Origin of the sequence: Pantoea sp. JZ2 (assembly GCF_035191405.1) — a bacterium.
Classification (GTDB): domain Bacteria; phylum Pseudomonadota; class Gammaproteobacteria; order Enterobacterales; family Enterobacteriaceae; genus Pantoea; species Pantoea stewartii.
This window is the reverse complement of sequence record NZ_CP045247.1, coordinates 3,019,930-3,037,625: the sequence shown is the minus strand read 5'-3', so window position 1 is coordinate 3,037,625 and position 17,696 is coordinate 3,019,930. Positions and strand designations below refer to the sequence as shown.

Genomic DNA, 17,696 nt, shown 5'->3' with positions numbered 1-17,696 from the left:
CATTGCTGGCCGCATCCGGGTTAGCGCACCTGCAAAGATTCGGAGCCGACTTCGAGGTGAGCGCCTTTAATGTCTTCACCCGCCTCGATGGCCTCTTTAATTTTTTTCTTATCTGGTGCGACGACGGTGGCGACATCAACCAGTTCGTCGGGAAGCTGATCCACGTTGTCGATCACTACAGAAATTGAACCCTTGCGCACGGTGAGTGTGTTGCGTTCCGTTTTGAACGTTTTGAGTTCAGCGGCCTGTAAGCATTTCAGAATGTAGGATTTGAGATTTTTGGCTTGGCCCTCAAACGATTTCTTACGGTCGCTGAGGCGCTTCACTTCTTCGTCTACAGTCTTGGCCTGGCCTTCAAGGTTGCGGACCAGTGTCATAATCCCGTCAAATTTGTCACCCAGCGCCAGTTCTTCACCTTCGATGGTGTCGGCAATGTCCTCCGGGGAAAATTCCCCAGCTTCAACGAGAGCCATCAGTTTGGTCATGTTGGCGGCGATGGCGATTGCGGTAGTGTTCTGGCTCATGCTGATTGCTCCTGATTTTCTGTAAGGGTTTTGATACGTTGATCTTTAATCTGTGAGAGGCGGCGTAAGCGGCCTGACAGGTACTTGGCGTGTTCACTGTCACCTTTGGCTTCAGCCGCTTTCCGGTGTACTTCCACTTCACGCGCCAGGGTGTCGAATACCTTCTTGGCTTCGTTGGGGCTTACGGCGCTTTCGATGGTGTTTGCTACCCGGGTCAGTTTCTCGTCCAGTTCATTGCGCAGACGGCTAACGTCCTCTGCTTTTTCGCTGGCATTTTTAATAGCGAACTCGGTTGCGTTTTCCTGCTTGTATTCGGCCTGGTCATACAGGCCCAGCCACACATCAGCAGAGAAGCCCAGAAGGGAGAGAGCCTTTTTGATTGCATCGGTGAGAGATTTTTTCTGTGCTTCCCCGTCACAGGTAATTCCGTGTTTGGTTTTGTACAGATATTTAGTTGCGCCGTAGGCTTCAAAGCGTTCCGCTACGCCATCGTCTCTCAGGTACCAGAAAGCGATTTTGATGCTGTGGTTTTGCTCGGTGATAAGCGTGCCGTCACCGTCCCGCAGCAGGCGGTTTCCGATAAATTTCTTATCTTCGTAGATGGCTTCGCTCATTGGTGCGCCGGGGAGCATTCGATCTTCCAGAACTTCGAAACCCCAGCCAGTGCCAATAGGCCCAAAAATTTCGGTAGCTCGCATGATCATGTACTCAGCATTGATGCTTGTACCTTCGAATCCAGCGCCAGCAAGGTCTTTGGTAAAACGGGGATCCGTGCGCATTACGCTGCGCCAGATTTTCATGTTGTCGCCTTTTTCAGCGAGATCATGCTCCAGTGCTGCACCAATGGACTGGAAAGTAGTGGTGGAAGGCTGTACCGCCGCTACTTCCGTTTTTTCGACTTCATTTGAGGCGCTTTTTTCATCGGTTTGCGGCTGCTCTAGGGCGAGCCCTTCAATGCTGAAACGTCCGTTCCCGAGGTTATTGATACCGGGTTGATCACTGTTGGTTTGCTGCTTAACTGGCGGCGCATCCTTCAGTGCCTGGTATTCTTCTTTGGTGATCTCGATACAGCCTTGTTCAATAACGGCTTCGAGTTTAGCCAGCTTGTTGGCACGGCCGGGCTGGTCATCGGCGGTGCGATAGTAGAATGGTCCGGTACGCTCTACAGGTGGCGCAGTTTCCACCGTCCCCGTTGCTGACACATCATCAGAGTGTTGCGTCGCCACTGTAGAAATTTCTGGCGATTCAGATTCCAGTGGGCCAGTTGATGCCGCCGTGTTCTGTTCGGTTTCATTATTCATTTCCTCATATCCAGAAAAATATGACGTTATATAATTGCTGAATTCTTGTTGGTTTTTATATATTTCAGGATCCGAGGGGCTTCTGACTACATCGAAAATAACGTTGCGACTGTATTTAAGAATTTCAGGTACAAGGCGTAATTTCATTGACCAACGTTTAAAATCCTCTCTATCATCTTTAATAATTCCGTTAGCCCACCTCACGATAGTACTTGAAGGCGCCGATGGGTCTACATCGCCCGGCCATAATGCACTTGCAATTTCGATATCAAGAGTTTTATATGTGTGTTCGTAGGGGCGTGGAGCTATTACAGAAGAACTAATTGGTTTTTTTTCTTCAGTATCAACTTCACTAATTTCCCCATCCTTACGTTTTTGCTCATGCTTTTTTAACCATCCGGCCAGAACAGCTTTGATCTCCGGCCACTTTTTGGTAGGCGCACAGTTTTCACGAACATAGTTGATGACATCTAGTATGCGCTCAGGATACATAGCCGGAATTGGAGGCATTTTGGAAATAGCCTCAACGATATGGCTATCAAATGTTGGTGAGTTACCTTGCTGCAATTCAATAGCTGCGCCAAGCTGGTCACTGGTGATTTCAGTAGTGTTATATTTCACCAGTACGGCGACGCGAATTGATGGCTGTAGTTTGTTGAAGTCAACAGGCTTGGCTTGAGCTTTCATTACTGGATGGCCCAAATCAATGTCCCATCCGTGATCGAATAAGAAGGTTTCATCCCATTCTTCGGTAGGGCAGGGAATACCGTCAGCTTCGGCATACATACGGAATTCGAACTGAGAGTCGTCACCATCCGGAAAGGCTTCCATGAATAACAGCGCCGCCTTCGCTTTTGCCTGTTTATCATTTACGGCCTCAAAAGAATGGGCGATTCGCATTTCGCCATTTTCTTCAGCAGCTTCTTCAAGGCCAAACCAACAGCCAATATATTTAGACATTTTCACCCCCGTTATTTACGGTTTGATAAGTTTCATTTAATTTATTCAGTACGTTTTCAGGTAATACGTACGGAAGGTTTTGTTTATCGCAAATCTTTAATTGGCTTATTACGTAAGTTGCCATTTCCTCTGTGGTGAGATAACCCTGAGCGATTAACTCAATAATCATTTTTTGCATTGCACTTGGCGCAATGCTTAATGTGATTTCATCACCGTTTGTCAGTGATAATTTTTTGAACGCGAGAGTAATATCCAATTTATGGCTCCTCATTTATCAGATTAAGCACTTAACAAATGCTTATGCTGATAAATGCCCCGCGCTAACGGGGCGTATGAATTAGTGTGTCCGTGAAGATGCAAACCCGGCACTAAAGGCATTTTTATAAGCAGCATATGTACCGCTTTCTTTTTCAGCTTCGTGAAGCTGGATATGTACACTCGTCAGTTCATCAACTGCCTTGTGAACACAACCGTATTGACCGAGAACGTAGCCGCCATCGAGAATAACGGTTGTGTTTGATGGGGCAGTGTGAATTACTCCGGTAATAGAATCTTCACAATTGAACAACGCCAGTTCTTTATTAATGGCGGATAAGCTGAGGTTAATAATGCTGATGGTTTTCATATTTGCTCCTGAAAAAAATTGTGGAATTTCCTGCCGGATTAACGGCATATTTTTTTGGTGTGGCTTAGGTTAATTTATTAAAGGTAAACCGCGCTTATTAAGCATGACTTCAATAATTTCGCTGGTGATTCTCGTAACTTCTGATGGCGTCATAGCATATAAACCTCTAGAAATATTTGCTGATGCTCGCCAGTATTTGCCTTTGTGTTTAATCATCGTGCCTGGAACTACGGCATGACGTGGCATTAATGCTGTACCGTACATGTTCGTCTCCATTGTTAAGGTTGCCGGTTACGTTTCCGGCGTTCTCAGAGAGAACCGTTCCCCTGGTGAGGGCATGAAAAATCGCTTCTGGTTTAGCTGGCTGTGGGCGGTAATCGTGGACTTTATGCACACAGCGATAAGCGGTCGGTTCTCCGTCACCACAGCCAGCTAAATTAGTTGCCTGTCTTTTTGCCACTTCAGGCTCGGTGGTATACTGGAGTTCTCACACAACCAGTAAGGAAATATTTATGAGCCAACTCTCTGAACAACTTGCAAAAATTAAACCTGCGTGTATGGAAGCCCGGTTAGAAGCAACTATCCTCATTCTTCAGGAGCTTGTTAAACTCCTGTCCTCTGAACAGCGCGAAAAATTAAATGAAGCTTTAATCGCGCGTTGTCCAAACGTTCAAAACGCTTCGGGCGGTGACGCACGCACAATTGATTATCATCTTTCACAACTCATCCAGCAGAGCATCAGCAGCAGAGATTAATTTTTTTAAGGCGTTTTCGGTAATCGTGTTATGTGGATGTAAAGTTTTGATTTCTACAATCGCGTCAGCGAACCTCTGGGTAAGGATGTCTGTCGTTTCTTTTTTCATGACAGAAATCCTGCTGGCCAGATCCAGTGCCAGCCTGGCATCTTTAGGCGTTATGCCACTCTCTTTCGCCATAGTTGCAGCCGTTTCAGCCAGTGTAGAAGCCAGAGTGAGTACATTCTGACTTGAGTAAAGTACTTTCTCGCCCATCTCACATCTCCTCGTAAACCCTTAACGCCGGGTGGCGGAACATTTCTGAGAAATCACTGTGTGGTTTCGATGGGACAAACTTAATCAAAAGTAAGTCTATTGGCAAGGGCTTGGCTTAAAAAAAATTAAGTTGAAGGGCAATAAAAAAGCAACCTATTGATATGGTTGCTTTTTTATTATTGTTTTTTTGCGGCGTTTTGTTTTCTGACGTTAAGCAATTCTTCAAAAAGGTGGTTGAAATTTTCAACCCTTGCCTCTAACTCTCTGATTTGATTCTCTTTTTCAGATTCCGGCAAGGAATCGAATAGGTCGAGAAGTCGCTTCTGCCTGTCATCCAGCTCTACAGGAATTTGTTCTGCTGGTAACGGTACCTGATCCTCATCTCCAAACAGAAGCCAAGTAGGAGAGCATTTTAACGCTTTGCTTAATGCGAAAAGATTCTTTCCTTTTGGAGCCGTCTCCCCGCCTTCCCACTTGTAAACAGTGACGTAAGAGACTTTAACTAGGTCAGCAAGGCGCTGCTGGCTATATCCCAGTTCTTTGCGTCGTAACGAAATTCGTTCGCTAAGGGTATGTGTGTTCATTTGCTTAATATAAATCAAGTTGACTTACTCTATGTTAAGTTATAACTTCTTACTATCTTGTAAGGAGAAACACAGATGTTAACTACTGACGCGATCAAGTTTTTTAGAACAAAAACCAAACTGGCAAAAGCTGCTGGGGTATCTCAGGCAGCAGTTTCTCGTTGGGTTAGGGCGGGTTTTATACCTCAAGGATCGGCAGCAATTTTATCTTCGGCGTCATTGGGGGCGTTGAATTTTGATCGTGGCTTTTACCAGCGATTAAAGGTTGAGCGCATGGAAAAGCGTAAAACAAAACGGGAGAAGGAACTGAATCATGAAAATCAGTCCTCCGATTGATGTTGTTGCATCCGAACTGGAAGCTTGGGCGCTTGAAGATGGCTGGAAAGCGGTCGGGATGGCCATAGCGGATCAATATCACGCCGATGGTGGTGGCGATATTCTTCCGGCGGTCAATACCGGCGACGGGCTTAGAAACGCAATCCAGCGTGTAAAGCGGATTTTCAGGGGATTTGATGGCCCTCGTTATGCATCGCTTGCGGTCGAATTAAAGCCTGTTGCGTTGTCCGTATTGCCTGCCGAACGGCGAGCCCGTATTGAGTCGCCTCGGGATCCTGCGCTGTTGGCTACGGTCGCAGCAAAAGAAAGTATTGAGGCGGTAAATGCTGTTCACCTTCGCGCCGCACCAGCCGTTGCATTGAAAGAAATTAACGAAGCTATATCTGCGTTTATGGCGATGAAGTCGGTGATCGAACCGCTTTGTCGCGCCGATGCGCGGGAAGTATACCGGGGAAGCTATGCGTGATTACGCAACCGTATCACCTCAATTTTGGTTGGGGAAAACAGGTCGAGAACTGAGAAGCGCGGGAGCTGAGGCACAGGTTGTCGCGTTTTACCTGATGACTTCACCTCACGCGAACATGCTTGGCTTGTATTACCTGCCGGTGCTGTACCTGGCCCATGAAACAGGATTGGGCTTGGAAGGGGCATCGAAGGGGCTTGATAGGGCCATCAAAGCGGGGTTTTGCAGCTATGACGAGCATTCCGAGATGGTATGGGTGCATGAAATGGCGGGGTATCAGGTTGGACGTTGCTTGAAGCCCGGTGATAACCGTTGTGCAGGTGTTCGCAATGAATATGCGTCACTGCCTGAGAACCCCTTCCTGTCTGGTTTTTTCGACCGTTACCAGGCTGATTTTCATATGACTTTAAAGCGTGGTGAAGAAAGGGGGTATGAAGGGGCTTTAGGGGGGCTTCCAAGCCAAGATCAGGATCAGGAACAAGATCAGGAACAAAAAGAATATAAATCGGGGCATGGCGATGCCACACCCCCTGATGAAATTCCGCCGGTAAAAAAATCTGCACCAGCCGAGAAAAATAAATATCCGTCAGAGTTTGAAGAAGTTTGGTCGGCCTATCCGAAACGAGCTGGTGGTAACAGCAAGGCTGATGCGTTCAAGGCATGGAATGCACGAGTTAAATCCGGTGTTGCGCCTCAGACGTTGCTCGATGGTGTACTGCGGTATGCGGTGTACATCAAAACCACAGGCCGACTGAATACCGAGTATGTAAAACAGGCCGCTACGTTCTTCGGTAAGTCTCAGCATTACGAAGAAACGTGGGCAGCCCCGAGCACTGGACAGGGTGGGCGAGACATAAACGGAATCTCACAACCTGACAGTAAAATTCCTGACGGTTTTACGGGGTGATCATGAAAAATATTTCGGCAGGTGGCGCACTGGAGCGCTTGAAAAAACTTATCCCGGCAGGTGTGCAGCCGAAGTTTTCCAACGCTGAAGAATGGCGCCGATGGCAGGACGAGGAGGGGCGCAAAAGGGCTGAGGAAGTGGACCGACTTAACCAGAAAGTTCGGGCCGATAAAATTCTCGGACGTTCAGGGATCCAGAACCTGCACCGAAATTGCACGTTCAAAAATTACGAAGTGAAAGGTGATGGCCAGCGCCATGCACTCAGTCTGGCGAAGAGCTATGCGATGAACTTTGGCAACGGCTTTACGAGCTTCGTGTTCAGCGGCAGCCCTGGTACCGGGAAAAACCATCTTGCAGCGGCGATAGGTAATTACCTGCTGGCACAAAACCGCTCTGTGCTCATTGTCACTGTAGCAGACCTGATGTTGCGCGTACGTGCTTGTTATGACGGAGGGCAATCTGAGGCCGCGTTACTCGACGAATTGGATCGTGTAGACCTGCTGGTGCTGGATGAAGTCGGGATCCAGAAGGGTTCGCAGCACGAGAAAGTTTTGCTGAATCAAGTTGTGGATCGCCGCCTGGCTGCGATGAAGCCTGTCGGGGTACTAACCAACCTGAATTATGACGAGCTGGCTGCCACGCTGGGCGAGCGCGTCGTAGACCGTCTGAAGATGGACAAAGGCATGTGGGTGAATTTCGCGTGGGAGAGCTACCGCAACAAAGTAACTCACCTGCGCTTAGTAAAATAAATTGAGGAAATAAATAAATGGCTAATTCTTTTGAAAAATGACCACTTCCGGTGTAATCAAGCGCCTGCATTCCGGCATGTTTATTCGTCTGGAAGATATTCACGTCAAAGACGGCTTCAACAAGCGTGAGAACGACGAACGGACGCAGCAGGCCGATGATGAGCTGTTTGAGTTTCTGGCCGCTGGTGGCCGCGTACCTGCGCTGGAGGTGATTCCGCGTGATGAGGGTGGTGTATGGATTGTTGAGGGCCATCGCCGCAGCAGGTGCTACCAGCGGTGCCGTGATGCGGGTAAACCGGTTGAGTTCATCAGCATCGTACCGTTCGAGGGGAATGACGTTGACCGTGTAGCGCGGATCATGACATCGAATAACCAATTGCCGCTGACTGCAATTGAACAGGCCGCTGTTGTGAAAGAATTGGCTGCGTTCAACCTGACGAAACAGGAAATAGCCCAGAAGGTGCATAAATCAGTGGCAACCATCGAGAAGCTATTAACGCTGGCGATGGCTAATCACGACGTTCAGCAGAGCGTGAAAGCCGGAGCAGTATCTGTGGATGTTGCCGTTGACCGTGTGAAAGAGCACGGAGAAAAAGCGGGTAAAGTACTCGAACAGGATAAAGCCATTGCCGCCGCAGCCGGAAAGAAAAAAGTTACCCGCAGCATCATCGCGCCCGAAATCAGTGTCAAGAAGGCTCGCCGGGCTGTTGAGTTATTGGCACTGGCGCTGATCAGTGACGATGGCGTTATCACCCTTGATGGATTGGCGCTTGCCGAAGTGCTGGAAATAATCGACGAACAAAAAAAGATTGCAGCCGACCGAAGCAGGTTTGCAGCTTAAACAAGCATACGGATTATGAACTGCGAATACGGAACGCTAGCAGAGAGGTCGCGGCGGTCATGTCTTGTGAGGGCAACCGGTGGTGAGTGATCTTCGCTACCAGAGTGTTTAGCTATTTGATTGTTTGAAAACTATGCAAACAATCAATTTTTATCGTTATGGTCAAAAAGGGATGAATATTCGCTAGAATTAATACTGGGATTATATACAGTTTCTTGGCGTTACTTAACTCAAATGACCCTTATGATTTGATTGAGTTAATCGCATGTGCTGGCTTGACTGATTAGCCGCGAAAAGAACAGTGAAAGTTACCCAAGAATATGCAGGAGCAAAGTGATGATCATACCTGACCACTTGGTTCGTGGCCTTAATAATAGCACAAGACCTGTTGTGCTTTTTAGAAACCAATACGGCAATGTTGTTTATGGCTTTGTGCTGCACCCTGATGAATTTGTAACCAGTGTGCAGCAAATGGCTGAAGCGCGTAAAACTGCCGGAATATCGGCTGTTGATGATGCTGATAATCCACTATAATCTATACACAGGTCTGAACAACCTGCTGAGAAACCACTGTGTCACCGGAGAAAACCGATGGCACAGATTCAACTTCAAAAAATTGGTCCAGAAACCCTGACCCCGGCAACGCCCGAGGCCAGCGAATTTTTTCAACGTATCAAAATTGGTGAGTGGATTCACGCCGACTTTAAGCGTGTTCGCAACTACCAGTTTCACAAACGCTTTTTCAAACTCCTACAGCTTGGCTTTGATTACTGGACACCCACCGGTGGCGCTATTCTTCCTGAAGAGCAAAAGTTGGTTAACGGCTTCGTCGATTTTCTTTGCCGGCAGGTGGGCCAGCAACATAGTGTTGCGCTTTCCGACGCCGCAGAGCAGTACCTTGCCGATGCCGCACACACGCGAACGCGTGACATTGCCCTGCTCAAATCCTTCGAAGCTTACCGCGAATGGGTGACCATTCAGGCCGGTTTTTACACCGAGCACATTTATCCTGATGGCAGCCGCAACCGTCGGGCAAAGTCGATTTCCTTTGCCAAAATGGACGAGATTGAATTCCAGCAATTCTATAAATCAACGCTGAATGTGCTATGGAACTGGATCCTGTTCCGTAAATTCTCATCGCCAGCCGAAGTCGAAAACGTTGCTGCTCAGTTACTGGAGTATGCCGCGTGAACCTGAATCCATACTGCAAATCACTCGAAACGCTGCGTAACCGTCAGTCTCACAAATTGAAAGAAGTCGGCGATCAGTGGCGAACACCAGATGCGATTTGGTGGGGAATAAACGCCAAATTTGGCCCGTTTTCACTTGACCTGTTTGCCGACTACCACAACACCAAATGTGATAACTACTACACCTCCGAAGATAATGCGCTGGCGCAGGACTGGTCCGCTCGCCTCGGAGTCCTCGGTGGTGCCGCATACGCTAACCCGCCATACAGCCGTGCTCAACAATTTGAAGGCGAGTACATCACTGGAATGGTGCCGATCATGCAGCACGCCGCCGCGATGCGGGAACTGGATGGGAGGTATGTCTTTTTCATCAAGTCAGCAACAAGTGAAAGCTGGTGGCCGGAGAACGCCGATCATATCGCTTTCGTGCGTGGGCGCATCAGCTTTGATCTACCGGACTGGTATATCCCTGCTGAAGGTGAACCGTCTGAATCCACGGCGGGGTTTGGCATGGCGATCGCAGTTTTCGATAAGACCTGGACCGGCCCGGCGATCAGCTATATCAGCCGCGAAGAACTGGAAGCGATGGGCCGCATGTTTTTGTCTCAAATTCAGCGCGCAGCGATGAAATTAGTCGGGGTGTCTGCATGAGAGGAAAAACCTGCATTTTTTGTGGTGCTCATTCTACGCTGCTCTGTGACGGACATCTGGGCTACCCACCCAGCGAACATCAGCCAGAGTGCATTTCCCCGTTTGATCCTTACACCTGTGATGCCCCCATGTGCCGCCACTGCGCCACCCTGAAAAGCACCATGCATATCTGCCGCCGTCGCGGTGGTTGCATCATTGATACCGTCGATCACTGTCCGGCGTGTGTAGCGAACCTGCCGGAAGATCACCGGCGCATCATCCATTCACCAGAACAGGCCGCAACTGTCCGGGCGGCGCACTGGATAAGCAACCCGACAGAATTTCAGAAATGGGAACGGCTGATCAGTGGTGGAGGTCAGCAATGCCTCGATCTGTGAATCTCCGCAAAGAAGCCCGTGGACGCGAATGTACCGTTCGTATTCCAGGTCATTGCACCTTCAATCCTGAAACCAGCGTACTCGCTCATTATCGCCTTGCCGGAACCTGCGGTACCGGCTGCAAGCCTGATGATTTACAGGGGGCTATTGCATGTAACGGATGCCACGATGTTATCGACGGCAGAGTTAAAACCAATGAATACACATACGAAGAATTGCGCCTGATGCATGCAGAGGGTGTATTTCGTACATTCGCAATCTGGAAAAAAGAGGGGTTTATCTGATGGATCCGCAATTAATTGAATACGCCCGGATTGAGCTTACCCGTGCACTGATGGATAACTCAGGTAAATCGAAAGGGCAGTTGCAGGCTTTTAGTGAACATCCACCAGCAGATAAGGATGGTAACCCTCGGCGCCCGCTTCATGTCGTAGAGCTGGACGATGGGCGGGGCGGCATCCGTTTAGTTAAGGCTGAGAACTCTGCTCTGTATGTGGTTGAAACCCGAAGTCGTCGCAGGCCGATGCCGCCGATTAACGATTATGAGTTTGCTACTGCATCGTGGCGCCGCGCGGTTAACCTCTTGCCCGAACATCAGCAAGCCTGGTTGCGTTACTGTTACGGTTTCGATCTGACGTTCAACTATCAGACTTTAATTTGTGAATCGATCTGGGTTATTCATCAGCGGAAATTGCCTGATGGTCTGTTGAAGAAGACTAAAAAAAGGATCATTTCCCTCGTATGGTTGGCCGCGCAAGAAATAGCAGCAATGAGGCAAAATGACACATATAAAATTTATGCTGGTGCTGGGCTGGCACGACTGATGAGCGTCAACCGTTCAACATGGTTGAGAGTTTACGCACCTCATTGGGCGATGCTAAAAAAGTCGTTTTCTGCGCTGGACAGGTCAGCGCTACAGGCTGTGTTTGAATTGCGTGAGGAAGCATTATCTCAGGATTCTACTTAAATAGGATACAATGAAGACCATATTTTTCCTCTTCCATGAATGTAGAACCATCAGGCGAGTTTATTAGTGGGCCTCCCTGAGTCATAATATCTGTATCATTTATAGGAGATTAGCAATGCCGCTTTTAGCTCTCACAAGGGATGAGTTTTACAATCGGTTGTATAAAGTTGTTAGACCTTCACAGCCAATCGATGCTTCTGAGTTTCTGTTTGGCCGCGATCATCAATATGAAGCAATGCGAGCCGCTCTATACGCTCCTGGGCGGCATAGCTTTATCTTTGGGAATCGTGGTGTTGGAAAATCTTCTTTAGCCCACTCTATCGCTTTCGATCTTCAGGAACAAGCGGATCCAATCCTTTTAAGTTGCGACGAAGACACGACTATGGAATCAATTGTTACTGATGCCTTACGTGAAGCAGGTATGTGTGGTGTAAATAAAAAGTGAATGGGTGATTTCCTTGAGTTTAGGGGTGGGAGGAACTGGGGTAAAATTTGAGAAGAAGGGTACTTCAAGCTCTCAAAATATCACAATATCTGACACATCCTCAGCAGTATTTGCACTTGAATATTTACAAAAAATTCACTCAGACAAACCATTTATAATAGTTGATGAATTTGACAGGATACAAAACGCTAAAGAACGAGAGAAGTTCGGTACGTTATTAAAACAACTAGGTGATAAAAGATGTTCGGTGAAGTTTATATTTACTGGGATTGCCGCTGCATATGAAGAGTTGCTTATGGGGCATGCGTCCAGCTCAAGACAAATTCATGAATTAAAGCTAGATCCCTTACATTACTCAGGTTGCTTCTCAATTATTGATAGGGCTTTTAGTGAGTTTGGTTTATCTGTTCCTGATGAGCTAAGAATAAGAATTGCAGGCATTAGCGATGGCTATCCACATTATGTTCATCTCATCTGTGAAAAAATGCTAGTTAAAGCTTATGAGAAAGGTTTGGATACGGTTAATGAGCATTTGTTCTTTGAGGGTCTAAACGATGCCGTGACATCAGTTGCACAATCATTAAGAGGGCCTTATGACAAAGCTACTTATGCAAGAGACCGCAATTACACATATTTACTATGGGCAGTTGCAGATTCAAAAAATTTTTTAAGACAATTAAGTGGTATTAGATATTCATATTCAAATGTAATGGATCAGGTTTCATGGAAAATTAAGGATGAGACATCGCTACTTACCGAAGCAGGAATATCCAGAATGCTGAGGAATTTCAAAACTTCTGAATATGGAGAGGTTGTCATCCCTGCTTTTGGGGGTAAAAGGCGAGGATGGTATACTTTTAAAGAAAATATGCTTAGAGGTTATATAAGAATGTGTGCCGAGGCAAATAGGATAAGGCTTGATTTTGATATAGGTCCCTCAAACGAACCAACCGCCCAAGCAAGGATGCGCATTAGGGGAGGCAAAACCGTCTCTCAAGTTGAGGCAGAAATCGAGTTTGAGCAACGTAACAGTAACGTCGAAGATTAGCAATCTGTCCATCCGCTTGCAAAATGCAACGAAATAAGCCATATTTAACGCAATTCTGATATTTTACCAGAGTTATAAGAACCCGCCTTTGAGCGGGTTTTGTTATTTCTGGATACGAGTAAAAAACCATTGTGTTTGCATGGTTACTTTGACTTATGTATGATTCCGCTCCCGGCCCTTTAGCTCAGTTGGTCAGAGCGTGCGACTCATAATCGCCCGGTCGCTGGTTCAAGTCCAGCAAGGGCCACCAAACCGCCACTAGCTCATCGGGAAGAGCGACAACCTTGGTGTTGTAGTACGGGGTTCGAGGCTCCGGTGGCGGACCAACGCCGACTTAGCTCAGCAGGTAGAGCAACTGACTTGTAATCAGTAGGTCACCAGTTCGATTCCGGTAGTCGGCACCATATGCGGGCATCGTATAATGGCTATTACCTCAGCCTTCCAAGCTGATGATGCGGGTTCGATTCCCGCTGCCCGCTCCAGTTAACGCTTTTCGGTCTGCGATGATGGGTTCCCCGGAGTGACTGAAAAGCTTCCCCAGTTTTGAATGGGCGCTGCTTTTTGTAAAATTGCTGTGTGAAAATACTGCCCTTTGGGTTCAGCGCTCATCCAAAAGCATCTCGTCAAAGTCCAATTAACTCGGGTGGTTTGTTGGATGAGATGCCTCACTATTTAAGAAACCTCACTTCAGTGGGGTTTTGTTTTTTAAAGGCCTCGGCACTCGCCGGGGCTTTCTCATATTAAGGCCGCTGACAGGTCAATTTAGTGCAACGCCTTTCCCCGTTGCCGCTCCTGGATATTCGGGGATTTTTTTATTCTCACACGGCGCCCCGTTCCGGAGGTGACTATGGAAAAACACGGAATAATTGAGCAAACAATGAAATGGTTGGCTGTATACCTGCCGTCGGTTTATGCCGGGCTGACGGCTTTAGGGATTTCGGCATTGATGGATATAAGGGCTGGAAAGCCCAAAATCTATACAGCAACGGGGGCGCTGGTTTGCGGAATTGCAGCCTTAGCAGTATCCGCAATTCTGGAATATCTGGGCCTTCCTGCAAACTCAGGTGCATTCGTTGGTGGCATGATTGGATTCATTGGTGCTGACCGATTGCGGGATATTGCCCTCGCATTACTTGCAAAGCGAACAGGCATTAGTACGGAAAAAAATGAATGAATAAATCACAGTTTCAGAAGGCGGCTAATATCAGCGCCGAATTAGCTGCGCGTTGGTTTCAGCCAATTGATGCGGCAATGACTGAGTTTGGCATTACCTCCGCTGACGTTCAGGCAATGTTTATCGCTCAGGTAGGGCATGAGTCCGGTGGTTTCACCCGCATTGTCGAGAATCTGAATTATTCGGCTGATGGTTTGCTGGCTACGTTTGGGAAATATTTCGACGCAGAAAGCGCTCAGAAATACGGACGCACCACTGAACACGCAGCTAACCAGCAGGCAATAGCAAATATTGTCTATGCAAACCGAATGGGTAACGGTTATCCGGGATCAAATGACGGCTGGAATTATCGTGGCCGTGGCCTGATACAGATCACCGGCCACGACAATTACCGGGATTGTGGTGCTGGTCTGGGTGCCGATTTGCTGTTAATTCCGCAATTGCTGGAACAGGATGAGTATGCCGCCCGTTCGGCTGCATGGTTTTACGCCTCAAAGGGTTGCCTGAAGCATGGTGGTGATATTGAGGCGATCACGAAGATTATTAATGGCGGTGCCAATGGCCTTGAGGATCGGAAAGCCAGATATCAGGTTGCGCTGGTGGCGCTCAAGGTATGAATAAATACCTTATTGCTGCACTGGCAGTCGCTGTTCTCTCTCTGGGCTGGGCCGCTGACCACTATCACGATAAAGCCGTCGCCTGGCGAAAGGATTATCGTGCTGCATATCAGATTACGAGGCAACAATCCGACACCATTACCGACATTCAGGAGCGCCAGCAGAAACTGGCAGAACTGGACCGCAAACATACCCAGGAACTTACTGATGCAAAAAATCAGATTGATGATCTGCAACGTGATGTTGCCGCTGGCCGTATGCAGTTGCAGCTCAACGTCCGCTGTCCCGCAGCCGTGCCAGCAGGTAAAACCACCGGCTCCGCCCGCGTGGATGATGCAGCCGGCGCCAGACTTACTGACGCCGCTAAGCGGGATTATTACACCCTCCGAAAACGCATCGAAACAGCCCGTAAACAAATAGACGGGCTACAGGATTACATCCGGCAGGAATGCTTTAACTGACCAGCGTAATGCTGGTTTTTTTATACCCATACCGCAGGGGTTAACCATGTGGATTAAAGACTGGCTATTTGGCCACAAAACTCAAAAGGAGCCTGAAATGGCAGAAGTAAAAGATATCGTCACTGACGCACTGGTAAAAAACGCGCTGAAATCCGATGCAGTCACTACAGCGGTAAAAACGCAGATTAAAGCTGACCTTGATACTCAGATTGACGCTGCGGTAGATACCGCGCTGACTGACATCCTGGGCGCGGCTGAAGACGCAGATCAGCAGTAAGCATTACAGAAGCGCCTCACATTCGGGGTGCTTCGATAATGTTTATTCAGGTGGTCATCATGCCTACAACTTTTATCTGTATCGCCAGCGGCCCGTCACTGACAGCGAGCGACAGCGCTCTAGCCTCCGACTCTCGTTATCCGATTATTGCGGTTAATTCGAGCTGGAGGGCAGTGCCGAATTGCCAGCATATCTTCGCTGCTGATTTTACCTGGTGGGATCATTACTACGACTCGCTGGAGACCAGCGCCGAACTTTGGAGCCAAAGCAAAAGGGCCCACGCTCGGTTCGGCGTGAAGCTGTTCAGTCCGTCGGACAACGGTCCGTTTAACTCCGGCCAGCGTGCCATTCAACTCGCCGCACACCTCGGTGCTGATAGGGTGATCCTTCTAGGCTACGACTGCAAACTGGCGAACGGAGCACACTGGCATGGTCGCCACCCGGCAACAATGCACAATCCGGTACCGCGCGAAGTAGAACGCTGGCACACCGACTTTTCTTCTCTCGCTGATGCTCTGCCGGGCGTAGAGATTATCAACGCGTCACGCGAGACCTCGCTGACTTGTTTTAAACGCTTACCACTTGAGGCGGCACTTTATGCCTGGAAAACTGTACTTCGACGGGATGCACGGCATCGGTGACAATATCAATCAGCGCTGCTTTATTAAGGCACTGGTCAAACAGGGAAAAGAGGTCTGGCTGAGAACGCCACTTCCGGAAATTTACGCCGGGATCCCCAACCTGCATTTCGTGAAAGCCAATACGCCATTGCGTACGCAGCGCAAGAATGAGCAAAGTACATCGGTAAGATTTGAATCCGAGCCGCCAGGCATTCCCCGCCAGCGCATTTTTTACGGTAATGGTCATCTTCAGGCCGGGAGCATTTTCGACGCTATGCAGCAGCAATTTGGCACGCTGCCGGCAGCAATGGATTTGCCGCATTATCCTGCGCCGGATATCCCAGTACCGGATGGTAAGCCATTAGCGGTTATACGTCCCACCACCGAGCGTACCGAGTGGCACAATGCCAGCCGCGGCCCGCTGAACAAATATGTGGATGAAGTTTCCCGGTTGCTGGCGTTACGCGGTTTCCATGTTATCAGCATTGCAGATAACGAACCGGGGCAGGAGTGGATACCGGATCTTGAACCGTTCGCGCACAGGAAATTGCATGATGGCCAGCTTTCTATCACGCAAATGCTGGCGCTGGTGGAGCGGGCCGATATTGTGCTTACAGGCGCATGTGTCGTCATGCACGCTGCGCTTGCTTACGGTAAACCGATGATCTGCTTACAGGGTGGCAATGGCGGTAATAATCACCACTCTAAAGTTACAGATCCCCGCTGTATGGATTTATCCCGCGCGTTGTTTGTATACCCGGACAATTATTGCCGGTGTCAGGAGATGAAACACTCCTGCGACAAAACAATCAGCGGGCTTTCTTCACGGGTGCAGTCATTTATCGAAAACGTCTATCAGGCATCACGTAAGCGAGTGGCCGCATGAAGTATTTCTCTGAGCAAATCAAACACGGCCTGACATGGCTGCCTGAACTTGGCATGGGGCGTTATCCGGTACCGAAGTCGGTCCGACCGTATGATGAAGAATATTTTTCACGGTACCAAAAATTGGCCGACACCGAACTTGGTAGAGAGTTGACGGCGGCGCGGATCCAGTTAGTTGCGCGGCACTACAGCGGTGTGGTTCTGGATGTGGGCATCGGTGCAGGACAGTTTGTTGAAGCGCGACCGGACACGAGGGGATTCGATGTAAACCCTGCTGGCGTTGAATGGTTGAAAAAGCGGGGCCAGTGGTCGAGTTTATACCATGACCGATATCCGGCGCTGACGTTCTGGGATTCACTGGAACATATCGATCGGCCTGAGGTCGCTATCGCCCGGGCGGAAAAATGGGTATTCGTTTCGGTACCCATCTTTGAGGGGGCAGGGCATGTTCTCCGGTCCCGTCATTTCCGCCGTGATGAGCATATCTGGTACTGGACCCATGACGGCCTCATGAAGTGGTTTGCGGCCAACGGGTTTAAGCTGGTGGAATACAACACCCGCGAAAGCGAGCTTGGTCGTGATGGCATTGGTAGCTATGCCTTTTGCCGGATTTAAAACAGCAGCCACTACAGGGTGTCATTATGATGGCGCCCGATAGTAATTGTTAAAGTAGTAGTGGTACCC

Annotated in this window: 28 protein-coding genes and 3 tRNA genes; 24 read left to right on the top strand and 7 right to left on the bottom strand. The window is 48.6% G+C overall.

Annotated elements, in window-relative coordinates:
- Positions 1-20: 20 nt before the first annotated feature.
- The 5 genes from GC087_RS14620 to GC087_RS14600 form a co-directional block, all read right to left on the bottom strand.
- Positions 21-524 (bottom strand): siphovirus Gp157 family protein, encoded by a 504-nt coding sequence (locus GC087_RS14620; RefSeq protein WP_324028623.1) that lies wholly within the window; start codon positions 522-524, stop codon positions 21-23.
- Positions 521-2,785, bottom strand: a complete 2,265-nt coding sequence (locus GC087_RS14615) for a phage-associated endonuclease (protein ID WP_324028622.1) — start codon at positions 2,783-2,785, stop codon at positions 521-523. The genes GC087_RS14620 and GC087_RS14615 overlap by 4 nt, the downstream gene beginning before the upstream one ends.
- Complete coding sequence (locus GC087_RS14610) at positions 2,778-3,041, bottom strand: hypothetical protein (RefSeq protein ID WP_324028621.1); 264 nt, start codon at positions 3,039-3,041, stop codon at positions 2,778-2,780. Before GC087_RS14610 ends, GC087_RS14615 begins: the two co-directional genes overlap by 8 nt.
- Before the next feature lie 81 nt (positions 3,042-3,122).
- Positions 3,123-3,410 (bottom strand): DNA breaking-rejoining protein, encoded by a 288-nt coding sequence (locus GC087_RS14605; RefSeq protein ID WP_324028620.1) that lies wholly within the window; start codon positions 3,408-3,410, stop codon positions 3,123-3,125.
- 69 nt (positions 3,411-3,479) lie between these two features.
- Positions 3,480-3,674 carry a cell division protein FtsZ gene (locus tag GC087_RS14600; protein ID WP_324028619.1) on the bottom strand — a complete coding sequence of 65 codons (195 nt, stop codon included), beginning with the start codon at positions 3,672-3,674 and terminating at the stop codon, positions 3,480-3,482.
- A 248-nt stretch (positions 3,675-3,922) separates the two neighbouring features.
- Here GC087_RS14600 and GC087_RS14595 point away from each other — a divergent pair, with 248 nt between their 5' ends.
- Entirely contained in the window at positions 3,923-4,165 is a 243-nt protein-coding gene (locus tag GC087_RS14595; protein ID WP_324028618.1) for a hypothetical protein, read from the top strand.
- On the opposite strand, the gene GC087_RS14590 is transcribed toward GC087_RS14595, so the two are convergent.
- Positions 4,127-4,420: a hypothetical protein gene (locus GC087_RS14590; protein ID WP_324028617.1), complete on the bottom strand. Its 294-nt coding sequence runs from the start codon at positions 4,418-4,420 to the stop codon at positions 4,127-4,129. The genes GC087_RS14595 and GC087_RS14590 overlap by 39 nt on opposite strands.
- Before the next feature lie 176 nt (positions 4,421-4,596).
- Positions 4,597-5,004 carry a helix-turn-helix domain-containing protein gene (locus GC087_RS14585; protein ID WP_324030642.1) on the bottom strand — a complete coding sequence of 136 codons (408 nt, stop codon included), beginning with the start codon at positions 5,002-5,004 and terminating at the stop codon, positions 4,597-4,599.
- A gap of 75 nt (positions 5,005-5,079) precedes the next feature.
- On the opposite strand from GC087_RS14585, the gene GC087_RS14580 reads away from it, so the two are divergent.
- From GC087_RS14580 to GC087_RS14470, 23 genes are all read left to right on the top strand, one after another.
- A complete protein-coding gene (locus GC087_RS14580; protein ID WP_324028616.1) occupies positions 5,080-5,340 on the top strand; it encodes a Cro/CI family transcriptional regulator in 261 nt (86 codons plus the stop codon).
- Complete coding sequence (locus tag GC087_RS14575) at positions 5,318-5,806, top strand: toxin YdaT family protein (protein ID WP_324028615.1); 489 nt, start codon at positions 5,318-5,320, stop codon at positions 5,804-5,806. The genes GC087_RS14580 and GC087_RS14575 overlap by 23 nt, the downstream gene beginning before the upstream one ends.
- The gene (locus GC087_RS14570; RefSeq protein WP_324028614.1) at positions 5,799-6,710 is read left to right on the top strand and encodes an LvrA C-terminal domain-related protein; all 912 of its coding nucleotides are present in this window, start codon (positions 5,799-5,801) and stop codon (positions 6,708-6,710) included. The genes GC087_RS14575 and GC087_RS14570 overlap by 8 nt, the downstream gene beginning before the upstream one ends.
- Before the next feature lie 2 nt (positions 6,711-6,712).
- Positions 6,713-7,459, top strand: a complete 747-nt coding sequence (locus GC087_RS14565; protein WP_324028613.1) for an ATP-binding protein — start codon at positions 6,713-6,715, stop codon at positions 7,457-7,459.
- 37 nt (positions 7,460-7,496) lie between these two features.
- Positions 7,497-8,300, top strand: coding sequence for a ParB/RepB/Spo0J family partition protein (locus GC087_RS14560; RefSeq protein WP_324028612.1), 804 nt, complete (start codon positions 7,497-7,499; stop codon positions 8,298-8,300).
- Between the two features lie 336 nt (positions 8,301-8,636).
- On the top strand, positions 8,637-8,834 hold the full coding sequence (locus GC087_RS14555; protein ID WP_324028611.1) for a hypothetical protein: 198 nt from the start codon (positions 8,637-8,639) through the stop codon (positions 8,832-8,834).
- Between the two features lie 57 nt (positions 8,835-8,891).
- Positions 8,892-9,491 (top strand): DUF1367 family protein, encoded by a 600-nt coding sequence (locus tag GC087_RS14550; RefSeq protein WP_324028610.1) that lies wholly within the window; start codon positions 8,892-8,894, stop codon positions 9,489-9,491.
- Positions 9,488-10,141, top strand: coding sequence for a phage N-6-adenine-methyltransferase (locus GC087_RS14545; RefSeq protein WP_324028609.1), 654 nt, complete (start codon positions 9,488-9,490; stop codon positions 10,139-10,141). Before GC087_RS14550 ends, GC087_RS14545 begins: the two co-directional genes overlap by 4 nt.
- Complete coding sequence (locus GC087_RS14540) at positions 10,138-10,518, top strand: hypothetical protein (protein WP_324028608.1); 381 nt, start codon at positions 10,138-10,140, stop codon at positions 10,516-10,518. Before GC087_RS14545 ends, GC087_RS14540 begins: the two co-directional genes overlap by 4 nt.
- Positions 10,503-10,802, top strand: coding sequence for a DUF1364 domain-containing protein (locus GC087_RS14535; protein ID WP_324028607.1), 300 nt, complete (start codon positions 10,503-10,505; stop codon positions 10,800-10,802). The genes GC087_RS14540 and GC087_RS14535 overlap by 16 nt, the downstream gene beginning before the upstream one ends.
- On the top strand, positions 10,802-11,485 hold the full coding sequence (locus tag GC087_RS14530) for a bacteriophage antitermination protein Q (RefSeq protein WP_324028606.1): 684 nt from the start codon (positions 10,802-10,804) through the stop codon (positions 11,483-11,485). The genes GC087_RS14535 and GC087_RS14530 overlap by 1 nt, the downstream gene beginning before the upstream one ends.
- 115 nt (positions 11,486-11,600) lie before the next feature.
- Entirely contained in the window at positions 11,601-11,930 is a 330-nt protein-coding gene (locus tag GC087_RS14525) for an ATP-binding protein (RefSeq protein ID WP_324028605.1), read from the top strand.
- Between the two features lie 13 nt (positions 11,931-11,943).
- Positions 11,944-12,978 carry an ATP-binding protein gene (locus GC087_RS14520; protein ID WP_324028604.1) on the top strand — a complete coding sequence of 345 codons (1,035 nt, stop codon included), beginning with the start codon at positions 11,944-11,946 and terminating at the stop codon, positions 12,976-12,978.
- Positions 12,979-13,151: 173 nt separating this feature from the next.
- Positions 13,152-13,228 (top strand) — tRNA-Ile (locus tag GC087_RS14515).
- 78 nt (positions 13,229-13,306) lie between these two features.
- Positions 13,307-13,382 (top strand) — tRNA-Thr (locus GC087_RS14510).
- Between the two features lie 3 nt (positions 13,383-13,385).
- Positions 13,386-13,460 (top strand) — tRNA-Gly (locus GC087_RS14505).
- Positions 13,461-13,825: 365 nt separating this feature from the next.
- Entirely contained in the window at positions 13,826-14,152 is a 327-nt protein-coding gene (locus tag GC087_RS14500; protein ID WP_324028603.1) for a phage holin, lambda family, read from the top strand.
- A complete protein-coding gene (locus GC087_RS14495; RefSeq protein WP_324028602.1) occupies positions 14,149-14,769 on the top strand; it encodes a glycoside hydrolase family 19 protein in 621 nt (206 codons plus the stop codon). Before GC087_RS14500 ends, GC087_RS14495 begins: the two co-directional genes overlap by 4 nt.
- Positions 14,770-14,976: 207 nt before the next feature.
- Positions 14,977-15,189, top strand: a complete 213-nt coding sequence (locus GC087_RS14490) for an Rz1 family lipoprotein (RefSeq protein ID WP_324028601.1) — start codon at positions 14,977-14,979, stop codon at positions 15,187-15,189.
- 138 nt (positions 15,190-15,327) lie between these two features.
- On the top strand, positions 15,328-15,507 hold the full coding sequence (locus GC087_RS14485) for a DUF826 domain-containing protein (protein WP_324028600.1): 180 nt from the start codon (positions 15,328-15,330) through the stop codon (positions 15,505-15,507).
- 38 nt (positions 15,508-15,545) lie between these two features.
- The gene (locus GC087_RS14480) at positions 15,546-16,148 is read left to right on the top strand and encodes a hypothetical protein (protein WP_324028599.1); all 603 of its coding nucleotides are present in this window, start codon (positions 15,546-15,548) and stop codon (positions 16,146-16,148) included.
- Positions 16,105-17,013 (top strand): glycosyltransferase family 9 protein, encoded by a 909-nt coding sequence (locus GC087_RS14475; RefSeq protein WP_324028598.1) that lies wholly within the window; start codon positions 16,105-16,107, stop codon positions 17,011-17,013. Before GC087_RS14480 ends, GC087_RS14475 begins: the two co-directional genes overlap by 44 nt.
- Complete coding sequence (locus GC087_RS14470; protein ID WP_324028597.1) at positions 17,010-17,627, top strand: methyltransferase domain-containing protein; 618 nt, start codon at positions 17,010-17,012, stop codon at positions 17,625-17,627. Before GC087_RS14475 ends, GC087_RS14470 begins: the two co-directional genes overlap by 4 nt.
- Positions 17,628-17,696: the final 69 nt, after the last annotated feature.

Coding starts and splice junctions, on each gene's coding strand:
- GC087_RS14620 (WP_324028623.1), bottom strand. CDS start 524: ATGAGCCAGAACACTACCGCAATCGCCATCGCCGCCAACATGACCAAA.
- GC087_RS14615 (WP_324028622.1), bottom strand. CDS start 2,785: ATGTCTAAATATATTGGCTGTTGGTTTGGCCTTGAAGAAGCTGCTGAA.
- GC087_RS14605 (WP_324028620.1), bottom strand. CDS start 3,410: ATGAAAACCATCAGCATTATTAACCTCAGCTTATCCGCCATTAATAAA.
- GC087_RS14600 (WP_324028619.1), bottom strand. CDS start 3,674: ATGTACGGTACAGCATTAATGCCACGTCATGCCGTAGTTCCAGGCACG.
- GC087_RS14595 (WP_324028618.1), top strand. CDS start 3,923: ATGAGCCAACTCTCTGAACAACTTGCAAAAATTAAACCTGCGTGTATG.
- GC087_RS14590 (WP_324028617.1), bottom strand. CDS start 4,420: ATGGGCGAGAAAGTACTTTACTCAAGTCAGAATGTACTCACTCTGGCT.
- GC087_RS14585 (WP_324030642.1), bottom strand. CDS start 5,004: ATGAACACACATACCCTTAGCGAACGAATTTCGTTACGACGCAAAGAA.
- GC087_RS14580 (WP_324028616.1), top strand. CDS start 5,080: ATGTTAACTACTGACGCGATCAAGTTTTTTAGAACAAAAACCAAACTG.
- GC087_RS14575 (WP_324028615.1), top strand. CDS start 5,318: ATGAAAATCAGTCCTCCGATTGATGTTGTTGCATCCGAACTGGAAGCT.
- GC087_RS14570 (WP_324028614.1), top strand. CDS start 5,799: ATGCGTGATTACGCAACCGTATCACCTCAATTTTGGTTGGGGAAAACA.
- GC087_RS14565 (WP_324028613.1), top strand. CDS start 6,713: ATGAAAAATATTTCGGCAGGTGGCGCACTGGAGCGCTTGAAAAAACTT.
- GC087_RS14560 (WP_324028612.1), top strand. CDS start 7,497: ATGACCACTTCCGGTGTAATCAAGCGCCTGCATTCCGGCATGTTTATT.
- GC087_RS14555 (WP_324028611.1), top strand. CDS start 8,637: ATGATCATACCTGACCACTTGGTTCGTGGCCTTAATAATAGCACAAGA.
- GC087_RS14550 (WP_324028610.1), top strand. CDS start 8,892: ATGGCACAGATTCAACTTCAAAAAATTGGTCCAGAAACCCTGACCCCG.
- GC087_RS14540 (WP_324028608.1), top strand. CDS start 10,138: ATGAGAGGAAAAACCTGCATTTTTTGTGGTGCTCATTCTACGCTGCTC.
- GC087_RS14535 (WP_324028607.1), top strand. CDS start 10,503: ATGCCTCGATCTGTGAATCTCCGCAAAGAAGCCCGTGGACGCGAATGT.
- GC087_RS14530 (WP_324028606.1), top strand. CDS start 10,802: ATGGATCCGCAATTAATTGAATACGCCCGGATTGAGCTTACCCGTGCA.
- GC087_RS14525 (WP_324028605.1), top strand. CDS start 11,601: ATGCCGCTTTTAGCTCTCACAAGGGATGAGTTTTACAATCGGTTGTAT.
- GC087_RS14500 (WP_324028603.1), top strand. CDS start 13,826: ATGGAAAAACACGGAATAATTGAGCAAACAATGAAATGGTTGGCTGTA.
- GC087_RS14495 (WP_324028602.1), top strand. CDS start 14,149: ATGAATAAATCACAGTTTCAGAAGGCGGCTAATATCAGCGCCGAATTA.
- GC087_RS14490 (WP_324028601.1), top strand. CDS start 14,977: ATGCAAAAAATCAGATTGATGATCTGCAACGTGATGTTGCCGCTGGCC.
- GC087_RS14485 (WP_324028600.1), top strand. CDS start 15,328: ATGGCAGAAGTAAAAGATATCGTCACTGACGCACTGGTAAAAAACGCG.
- GC087_RS14480 (WP_324028599.1), top strand. CDS start 15,546: ATGTTTATTCAGGTGGTCATCATGCCTACAACTTTTATCTGTATCGCC.
- GC087_RS14475 (WP_324028598.1), top strand. CDS start 16,105: ATGCCTGGAAAACTGTACTTCGACGGGATGCACGGCATCGGTGACAAT.
- GC087_RS14470 (WP_324028597.1), top strand. CDS start 17,010: ATGAAGTATTTCTCTGAGCAAATCAAACACGGCCTGACATGGCTGCCT.